This window comes from Lentzea sp. NPDC003310, assembly GCF_040610935.1.
Taxonomy (GTDB): Bacteria; Actinomycetota; Actinomycetes; order Mycobacteriales; family Pseudonocardiaceae; genus Lentzea.
Map to the genome: position 1 here is coordinate 350,020 of NZ_JBEXNC010000011.1, position 9,293 is coordinate 359,312.

At 68.2% G+C, this 9,293-nt stretch carries 7 protein-coding genes; 1 reads left to right on the forward strand and 6 read right to left on the reverse strand.

Going from position 1 to position 9,293, the window contains the following annotated elements:
- Nucleotides 1–92 precede the first annotated feature (92 nt).
- Genes ABZX02_RS24785 through ABZX02_RS24810 form a run of 6 tightly spaced genes read right to left on the reverse strand, consistent with a single transcriptional unit; the run spans nucleotide 93 to nucleotide 7,993 of the window.
- On the reverse strand, nucleotides 93–992 hold the full coding sequence (locus ABZX02_RS24785; protein ID WP_355301036.1) for a glycosyl hydrolase family 18 protein: 900 nt from the start codon (nucleotides 990–992) through the stop codon (nucleotides 93–95).
- Between the two features lie 3 nt (nucleotides 993–995).
- Nucleotides 996–3,902 carry a glycoside hydrolase family 38 C-terminal domain-containing protein gene (locus tag ABZX02_RS24790; RefSeq protein WP_355301038.1) on the reverse strand — a complete coding sequence of 969 codons (2,907 nt, stop codon included), beginning with the start codon at nucleotides 3,900–3,902 and terminating at the stop codon, nucleotides 996–998.
- A gap of 4 nt (nucleotides 3,903–3,906) precedes the next feature.
- A complete protein-coding gene (locus ABZX02_RS24795) occupies nucleotides 3,907–5,013 on the reverse strand; it encodes a glycosyl hydrolase (protein WP_355301040.1) in 1,107 nt (368 codons plus the stop codon).
- A gap of 31 nt (nucleotides 5,014–5,044) precedes the next feature.
- On the reverse strand, nucleotides 5,045–5,866 hold the full coding sequence (locus ABZX02_RS24800) for a carbohydrate ABC transporter permease (RefSeq protein ID WP_355301042.1): 822 nt from the start codon (nucleotides 5,864–5,866) through the stop codon (nucleotides 5,045–5,047).
- Entirely contained in the window at nucleotides 5,863–6,732 is an 870-nt protein-coding gene (locus ABZX02_RS24805) for a sugar ABC transporter permease (protein ID WP_355301044.1), read from the reverse strand. The genes ABZX02_RS24800 and ABZX02_RS24805 overlap by 4 nt, the downstream gene beginning before the upstream one ends.
- Nucleotides 6,733–6,739: 7 nt before the next feature.
- On the reverse strand, nucleotides 6,740–7,993 hold the full coding sequence (locus tag ABZX02_RS24810) for a sugar ABC transporter substrate-binding protein (RefSeq protein ID WP_355301046.1): 1,254 nt from the start codon (nucleotides 7,991–7,993) through the stop codon (nucleotides 6,740–6,742).
- Between the two features lie 99 nt (nucleotides 7,994–8,092).
- On the opposite strand from ABZX02_RS24810, the gene ABZX02_RS24815 reads away from it, so the two are divergent.
- Nucleotides 8,093–9,082, forward strand: coding sequence for a LacI family DNA-binding transcriptional regulator (locus ABZX02_RS24815; RefSeq protein WP_355301048.1), 990 nt, complete (start codon nucleotides 8,093–8,095; stop codon nucleotides 9,080–9,082).
- Nucleotides 9,083–9,293 lie beyond the last annotated feature (211 nt).

The following is a 9,293-nucleotide window of genomic DNA, read 5'->3' on the forward strand; positions in this document are numbered from 1 at the left end:
CCGAGCCTCCGATGGCCGGGGCTTCCCCGGCCCTTTAATCGCGCCGGGCGGGGTCTTTGTTGCCCCGCCCGGCGCGAATTGCTCTGTTCGGCCTACTTCTGCCAGGCCGTGACCTCGCCCGCCCACCGCCACGGCTCCGCGGTGCCACCGGACAGCGAGTTGAAGTACTCCCAGCCCGCCACGCCGCCGAAGTTCGCGTACTTGGTCTTCAGGCTGGTCACGGTGTTCTTCAGGGTCGTCATGCTCACGTAGCCCGACCCGCCGTTGGCCGTGCTGGTGAGGGTGCCGAGCACGACCTTGTTCGCCGGGATCACCCGGCGGTTGATGATCTGGTCGTAGTTCGAGGTGCTGCCCGCGTTGCCCCAGCCGTTGTAGAACTGGCCGTTGAACCACGCGATCTTCGAACCGTGGCTGCGGTACAGGTCCTCGTAGTTGAAGCCGGACAGGTTGCCGCCGCCCCACAACGCGCTCGCGACCGGCGACAGCGTGACGATGAAGTTCGCGCCGAAGTCCGTCTTGAGCCGGTCGATCACCCGCCGGATGCCCGCGATCGACATCCGCTCCTCGACGTCGAGATCGACGCCGTTGAGCTTGTAGGTCCGGATCGTGTCGCGCAGCAACGGGTAGTAGGTGTCGAACTGCGTGTCCAGCCTCGCGAACGAGCCCTGGGCCGCACCGCCGACCATGCCGATCACGTTGACGCCGCGGGCCTGCATCGCGGCGAGGTCCTGCCACATCTGCGTGTACCGGGAGTGCGACGGCGGGTGGTCGTTGAGGTGGACGATCCTGTTGTCGTTGAGGTGGATGGCCGCGACGAGGACGTCGGTGACGCCGGTGCCGCGGTCGAGCAGGGGCTTGGGCGAGACGTACGTTCCGGTCGCGCCGTTGCTGTACTGGGTCTGGTAGTAGACGACTGTTCGCTTCTGGGTGGCCGCCTGGGCCGGTGGCGCGGCGAGCGCCACCAGCAGCAGGGCCAGGAACAGCTTCTTCATGCGCTACCTCGTAATCCGCAGGGTGATCACTTGGAACGGGCGCAGCACCACCTCGGCCGTCGCGTCGGCCAGGGGCCGTTCGAGCAGGTCGGTCTCCTGGATCGCCGTGTGGGCGAAGGAGGTGCTGATCGAGGCGCGGGCACGGCCGCCGTGCGCCTCGTAGAGCCGGACGATCACGTCGCCCGACCGGTCGTCGGCCAGCTTCACGGCCTCGACCCTCACCGCCGGGTTGTCCGTGCGCACCAGTGGTTCCGGCGCGTGCGAACCCCGGACGTGCTGCGGCGGCAGGTTGATGCGGTAGCCGGCGTCGATGGCCGCCGGCAGGTCCCCGACCACGAGGGCGTAGCGGAAGCGGTGCTCGCCCTGGTCGGTCTCGGGGTCGGGGAAGCGGGGTGCGCGTAGCAGGGACAGGCGCACGGTCGTGGTGGTGCCGCCGTCCTCACGGGTGGTGCGGGTGACCTCGTGGCCATAGGTCGAGTCGTTGACCACCGCGACGCCGTAGCCGGGCTCGCCGACGTGCAGGAAGCGGTGGGCGCAGATCTCGAACTTCGCGGCCTCCCACGAGGTGTTCGTGTGGATCGGGCGGTGCAGGTGGCCGAACTGGGTCTCGGCGGTGGAGACCTCGGCGCGCAGGTCGAGCGGGAACGCGATCTTGAGCAGCTTCTCCCGTTCCTGCCAGTCGACCTCGGTGTCGAAGTCGACCTGCTTGGCGCCCTCGCGCAGGCGGATGGTCTGGGTGAGGATGGACTTGCCGAACTTCGCCCGCACGACCACGCCGTCGGTGCCGTCGATCCGTTCGGACGGGGTCAGGTCGGCCTTCCAGTTGCGGTAGAACGGGTCGATGTCCCAGGCGTCCCACTGGTTCGGGTTGTCGCGGTGCAGCTGCGGCATGCCCGCGAACCCGTGCGGCGGCAGCACCTCGCGGTCCTCCTCGAGGTCGAGGATCGAGAGCACGATGCCGTCGGCGTCGATCGTGACGCGCAGCCTGCCGTTGTCCAGCACGCCGTCCGCCGGTGCCACGAACGGCCTGGGCGCGTCGCCGCCGAGCACGTCGAACGTGAGCTCGTCGTCGCCGTCGCCCTTCAGCGCGTCGATCGCGGACGCGCTCAGGGCCTTCAGTTCGGACGCCACGCGCGCATAGGTCGCCTCGGCCTCGCGGTGCACCCAGGCGATCGAGCTGCCCGGCAGGATGTCGTGGAACTGGTGCAGCAGCACGGTCTTCCACAGCCGGTCGAGCTCGTCGTACGGGTAGTCGTGGCCTTGGAGCGCCGCGGCCGTCGCCCAGTGCTCGGCCTCGCGCAGCAGGTGTTCGCTGCGGCGGTTGCCCTGCTTGGTCTTGGCCTGCGTGGTGTAGGTGGCGCGGTGCTTCTCCAGGTACAGCTCGCCCGCCCACACCGGTGCGTCCGGGTACTCGTCCTGCGCGGCCTGGAAGAACTCGCGCGGCGGTTCGACCTTGACCGTCGGCGAGCCCTCGAGGTTCGCGACGCGGTGCGCGGTCTCCATCATCTCGCGGGTGGGGCCGCCACCGCCGTCGCCGTAGCCGAACGGGACCAGCGACCGCGAGGCCTTGGCGTGCTCGGCGAACTGCCTCGACGCCCGCGCCAGCTCCTCGCCGGACAGCGACGAGTTGTAGGTGTCGACCGGCGGGAAGTGTGTGAAGACCCGCGTGCCGTCGATGCCCTCCCACCAGAACGTGTGGTGCGGGAACTTGTTGATCTGGTTCCAGGACAGCTTCTGGGTGAGGAACCAGCGCGAGCCGGACAGCTTGATCAGCTGGGGGAGTGCCGCGCTGTAGCCGAACGAGTCCGGCAGCCACACCTCCTCGGTCTCGACGCCGAAGTGCTCGAGGAAGAAGCGCTTGCCGTGCACGAGCTGGCGGGCCATCGCCTCGCCGCCGGGCATGTTGGTGTCCGACTCGACCCACATGCCGCCGACCGGCACGAACTGTCCACTCCGGACCTTATCGCGGACCCGGTCCCAGACGTGCGGGTGGTGCTCGCGCATCCACTCGTACTGCTGGGCCTGCGAGCACGCGAAGTAGAAGTCCGGGTACTCGTCCATCAGCTTGGTGACGTTGGAGAACGTGCGCGCGCACTTGCGGACCGTCTCGCGCAGCGGCCACAGCCAGGCGGAGTCGATGTGCGCGTGGCCGATCGCGGACACCTTGTGCGCGGAGGCGTTGGCGGGCAGGACGAGCACGCCCGCCAGTTCCTCGCGGGCCAGGTCGGCGGTGGCCGCGACCTCGTTGAGGTCCAGCGCGTCCATGGCCCGGTCGAGCGCGTGCAGGATCTTGTGCCGGCGCGGGTCGTAGTCCTGCAGCTCCTTCATCAGCGACTGCAGCACCTCGATGTCGAGCATCAGGTGCCAGACCTGGGGCTGGAACACCGCGAGCTCGGCCTTGAGGATCTTGTACAACGGGTCGGTGCCCGCCGTCTCCTTGTCGCCCAGCGCGGTCGGCAGGAACGGGTGGAAGTCGAGGATGGTCGGGTTGCCCGCGGCCTCGAGGTAGAACAGGACCTCGGAGCCGTCGACCGGCAGGTAGGTGTTGCGCGGCTCGATGCCCTTGATGGGCACGCCGGACGCCGTGTACGCGAGGCCTTCGGACTGGAAACCGGGGCCGGGGTGGGTGAAGCCGAGGTCCAGCACGACCTCGACCTGCCTGCCCTCCCAGGCCTTCGGGACGGTGCCGGTCAGGCGGAACCAGCTCGTGCTCCACGGCGCGCCCCAGGCGTCGCCGACGCTCGCCGGCGCGTAGGTGGCGGCGAGGGCCTCGGCGACCGGGACGGGCTCGTCCGGCACGGTCCAGACGGCGAGCTCCAGCGGCGCCGTCTCGCCGTAGACGGCCGGGCGGATGCGTTCCTTCAGCGTGCGGTCGAGTCGTTCTTCCAGCAGCGCGCGTTCGTCGTGCACGTGATCACCCCAGCTCGATCGAAGCCCGCACGCCGTCCCGCGCGAGGCCCATCCACTCTTCGAAGAAAGCACCGCCCGGCCCCCACGAGGGCCGGTCGCCGTGCAGCGTGATCGGCGTGCGCGCGACCGGCTCGTGCACTGCGTCGCGCACGATCCGGGCGATCGCCTCGCCGAGCGGCTTGACCTCGCGTTCCGTCGTCAACAACCCCAACTCGTACTCGCGTTCGGGGAAGTCCACCAACGCACGGTCGACGTCGTGCGAGCACCACCACGTGACGCCCCACAGGTTCGAGCAGGTCAGCACGTTCGCAAGCGTTTGCTCGGCGAACCGCGGCGCCTGCTCGGCGCTGATCTCCGGCTGGGCGGCGCCGACCTCCTGCAGCCACACGGGCCGGTCCGGGTCCTTCGCGTGGGCCTTGGAGAGCTCCACGAGGTACTCGGCGTGGTGGACGCTCTCGGGGGAGAGCGGGCCGTAGCGCTGCGCGGTGCCGTTGAAGACCCACGAGTGCACGGTCGTCATCGCGCCCTTGGTGGCCGCGTGCTCCGGCAGGAACGCGTGTTCGCTCTCGTACCAGACGGCGTCGTACTCGGAGTGCACGTGCGGCAGGCCCGGTGCGGCCTTCTCGCACTCGTCGAGCAGCGCGTCGATCCACTCGCCCGCCTGCACCGGGGAGCACGGGTTCGACTCGGTGAGCAGGTTGACCTCGTTGCCCAGGGTGAAGCCGAGGAAGTTCGGCTTGTCCTTGAGCGCCTCGGCCAGCGTGCGGACGTAGAAGCGCTGCCCGTCGATGACGTCGGGGTCGGTGAAGATGTTGCGGCGGTGCCAGGTCTGCACCCACGACGGGTAGAAGTCGAAGCTCGACAGGTGCCCCTGCAGCACGTCGACCTGCACGTCGAGGCCGGTGTCGCGGGCGGCGTCGAGCACCTGACCGAGCTGCTCGACGGCTCTCGGGCGGACGAGCCCTCTGTTGGGCTGGAAGACCGGCCACAACGGGAACACCCGCACGTGGTCGAGGCCGAGACCCGCGATGGACTCGAGGTCGCGCTTGACGTCGTCGAGGGAGAAGTCGAGCCAGTGGTGGAACCAGCCGTGGGAAGGGGTGTAGTTCACGCCGAAACGCAAGGTTGAGCTCCTCGGGGTGTCATCCCTTGATCGCGCCTTCTCCCACTCCGCGGAAGAAGTGCTTCTGCAGCAACAGGAACAGCAGGATCAGCGGTACGACGGCGATGATCGTGCCCGCCGCGACCAACCGCTGGTTCTGCACGAACGTGCCCTGGAGGTACGCGAGACCGATGGTGAGCGTGTACTTCTCCTGGTCGCTCAGCACGATGAGCGGCCAGAGGAAGTCGTCCCAGCTGAACATGAACGAGAACAGCGCCACCACGACCAGCGTGCCTTTCACCGACGGCAGCGCGAGGCGGGTGAAGCGCTGCCACGCGTTGGCGCCGTCGATGACCGCGGCTTCCTCGACCTCGGCGGGGAGTGCGAGGAAGGCGTTGCGCAGCAACAGGACGTTGAGCGCGGCGATCGCGCCGGGCAGCACGACCGCGGTGAGCGTGTTGGTGAGCCCGAGCCCGCGCATCACCAGGAACAGCGAGATCATGATCGCCTCGAACGGCACCAGGATGCTGCTCGCGAAGATCACCGCGGCGAACCGGCGGCCGCGGAACTCCAACCGTGCCAACGCGTAGCCGGCCATGGCCGCGCCCAGGCAGTTCGTGACGACGTTGACGCTCGCGACCCCGAGGGAGTTGAGCGCGAACGACCAGACCGGCACCACGTCGGCGACGGCCGCGTAGTTGGCGAACGTCGGGTCGTCCGGGATGAAGTCGGGGACGAAGACGTCCTCGCCCGGCCCCTTGATGCTCGTCGCGAACTGCCAGAGGAACGGCCCGATGCTGATCGCGAGGATGGCGAGCAGCCCGAGGTAGCGCAGGCCGAGGTAGAGGTGCGCGCGGGTCACAGCTGGTCCTCCCGGCGGTTGAGCTTGAGGGTGACCAGCAGCAGGCCCAGCAGGATGACGAAGAGGACCACGCTGAGCGCCGACGCGTACCCGACCTCACCGGTGAGGCCGCGGCCAACGGACTGGATGAGCATCACCAGCGTGGTGCTCGCCCCGCCAGGCCCGCCCGTGCCGCCGGAGAGCAGGTAGATCTCGGAGAACACGCGGAACCCGTTGACCGCACTCAACGCCGCGACCAGCACCATCGTCGGCCGCAGGCTCGGCACGGTGACCGACCAGAACCTCCTGACCGGTCCCGCGCCGTCGACCATCGCGGCCTCGTGCAGGTCCTTCGGCACGTTGGCGAGCGCGGCCAGGTAGATCACCATGTAGTAGCCCAGGCCGCGCCAGACCGTCACCACCATCGAGCTGACCAGCAGGAGCGTCGAGTCGGTCAGGAACCCGATCCTGGTGCCGCCCAACGCCTCCACCACGTTGTTCACCAGGCCGCGGCTGTCGAGCAGCCACGTCCAGATGAGCCCGACCACGACCGTGGACGCGATCACCGGCGTGAAGAACGCCGTCCGGAAGATCCCGATGCCCGGCACGATCTTCTGCGCGAGCATCGCGATCAGCAGCGGCAACAGCACCAGCGGCGGGACGACGCCCACCATGTAGAGCAGGCTGTTGCGCGCGGCGGCCCAGAACTTGGGGTCCTGGACCATCCGCACGAAGTTGTCCGCACCGGTGAACTGCCCGCCGCCGAGCGCGCTCGCGTCCGTGAACGCGAGCACGATCATGTTCAGGAACGGGAAGATGACGAACAGGCCGCAGACGGCCAGCCCCGGCGCCAGGAACAGCCACGGTGTGTACGGGCGATGAGTCATCCTCGGCCTACTTGAGGAGCCGGTTGCACTCGTTGACCGCGTCGTCCAGTGCCTGCTTCGGCGACTTCTTGCCGAGCATGGCGTCCGCCAGTTGCTGCAGGAGGGCCTCCCGCATCTGGTCGCTGAACTGCACGGGCGTGTAGTTCACCGCCGTCTTGAGCTGCTTGGCCGCCGCGACCCGCACGCGTGCCTCGTCGCTCCCGTCCTCCGTCGTGAAGTACGGGTCGTCGCCGCCCTTGCTGGTGCTCGGGAAGATCGACGCGAGCTTGGCGAACTTCACCTGGTTCTCGGCGTTGGTGAGGAACCGGCCGAACGCGAGCGCGGTCGCCTGGTTCTTGCTGCTCTTCGGCACGCTCACGCCGTGCAGGAACATGTTGGCGCTGCCCGTGTTCGTGATGGGCGTGCTGATGCCGACGTTCGCGTAGAGACTGGGCGCGTCGGTCTTGAACTTGCCGAGGTCGTAGGCGCTGCCGGGGTTCATGGCGGTCTGTTGCGCCATGAACTTCGCGCCGGCGCCGGTGTAGTTCTGCGTGAGCGCCTCGGGGATGAGCGCGCCCGCGTCGTACATCCGCTTGTAGGTCTCGACGAACTCGACGCCCTTGGGCTCGTTGAACGTGAACTTGTCGTCCTTGAAGAGGGTCACCCCGTACAGGCCGAAGTCGGCGATGCTGGGCGTCTGGCCGAGGATCGCGATCTTCTTCTCGGCGAGCTTGAGGGCCGTGGCCTCGAGTTCCTCGAAGTCCTTCGGTGGCTTGTTCGGATCGAGGCCGGCCTGCGTGAACAGGGCCTTGTTGTAGAAGAGCGGGCCGGTGTTGAGGTACCAGGGGAAGCCGTAGCAGCCGCCCTTGCCGGGGATCTCGAACGCCTGCCAGGCGTTCTCGAGGTACTCGGGCCTGGCGTCCTTCAGGCTCTCGTCGAGGTCGACGAGCTGGCCCGCCTTGGCGAGCGGGAAGCTCAGGTCCGGCGGGACGTTGATGACGTCGGGCAGGCTCCCGGCGCTCGCGTCCGCCATGACCTTGGCCAGGTACCCGTCCGCGGGCTGGTCGACCCACTTCACCGCGGTGCCCGAGTGCTGCTTCTGAAAAGCGTCGACGACACCGTTGACGTAGTCGGTGTACTTGGGCTTGAGGGACCAGGTCTGGAACGTGATCTCGCCCGTGACCTGCCCCGATGCTGATGAACCGGTGTTGGACGTGCCGGACAGTCCGCATCCCGCCACGGGCACCGCCGCCAGGCCCGCGAGGAACGTGCGCCTCTTCATTGACACCCACCTCCTTGCTCGCGGACCCTAGCTAAACCGGTTTATCTCCGGCTAGCCTCCGAACGTCTTGTTGTCTCGTTCCGGACAGGGTGCGTGCGTGTGAAGAGGCCGACGATCAAGGACATCGCGGCGGCGGCCGGCGTGTCCAAGGGAGCCGTGTCGCTGGCGTTGAACGGCCGGTCCGGCGTGTCGGAGTCGACTCGTGCCCGCGTGCTGGAGGTTGCTTCGGGCTTGGGGTACCGGCCGTCGGTCACCGCTCGGGCGCTGTCCTCCGCCTCTGCTGACGCGGTCGGGCTGGTGCTGGTGCGGCCGCCGCGGGCGCTGGGGGACGAGGCGTTCTTCTTCCAGTTGATCGCCGGGATGCAGTCCGAGATGTCGTGCGCCTTGTTGTTGCAGGTGGTGGGGTCTCGGGAGGAGGAGATCGCGCTCTACCAGCGGTGGTGGGCCGAGCACCGGGTCGACGGGGTCTTCCTCGTCGACCTGCTGGTGTCGGATCCTCGGGTTGCCCTCATGTCGTCGCTCGGGTTGCCGGCCGTCGTCGTCGGCGGGGCCGGGCATCACGGGTCGCTGGCCTCGGTGTGGGCTGATGACTACGCGGCGATGACTTCCGTGGTGGAGTACCTGAAGTCGTTGGGGCATCGGCGGATTGCCCGGGTCGCCGGGTTGTCCTCTCTGTTGCACACGGTTCGGCGGGATGCCGCTTTTGCTTCGTCCGTTGTGGACGGGGTGGTGGTGCCTGGGGACTACACGGCTGAGGCTGGGGCGTTGGCCACTCGTGCTTTGCTTGCGTCGGAGTCTCCGCCTACGGCCATCGTTTACGACAACGATGTGATGGCGGTGGCTGGGGCTGAGGTTGCTGCCTCGTTGGGGGTGGGGGTGCCTGCCGAGTTGTCGATTGTTGCTTGGGACGACTCGGTTTTGTGCCAGCACGGGAGGTTGACTGCCCTGTCTCGGGACACGTTCGCGTTCGGGGCTCGGGCGGCTCGGGCGTTGGTGGCGGTGATCGGTGGGGCGTTGCCTTCGGATGTGGAGGACGTGTTGCCGGAGTTGGTGGTTCGGGGGAGTTCTGGGGTTGCGCCTGGGGTTTGAGTTGGCGCGGCACTTGTTCCGTTCCCCTGCTGCGTGCGGCGACCTTGCGTTGCGTGCTTCCCCTGGGGCTCTGCCCCAGACCCCGGCAATCTGATCAGGGGGCCAGCGCTGCCCGTGGGTAGATGGCACGCCTGTTGCGTAGAGCGGCTGCCTGTTTCGTAGTTTGGGCGCCTCGGCGGTGGGGTCCCATCACGAGCCGCACCAAGAGCGG

Excerpts from the sequence above, each read along its gene's own strand:
- ABZX02_RS24785 (WP_355301036.1), bottom strand. The coding sequence starts at position 992 with ATGAAGAAGCTGTTCCTGGCCCTGCTGCTGGTGGCGCTCGCCGCGCCA.
- ABZX02_RS24805 (WP_355301044.1), bottom strand. The coding sequence starts at position 6,732 with ATGACTCATCGCCCGTACACACCGTGGCTGTTCCTGGCGCCGGGGCTG.
- ABZX02_RS24810 (WP_355301046.1), bottom strand. The coding sequence starts at position 7,993 with ATGAAGAGGCGCACGTTCCTCGCGGGCCTGGCGGCGGTGCCCGTGGCG.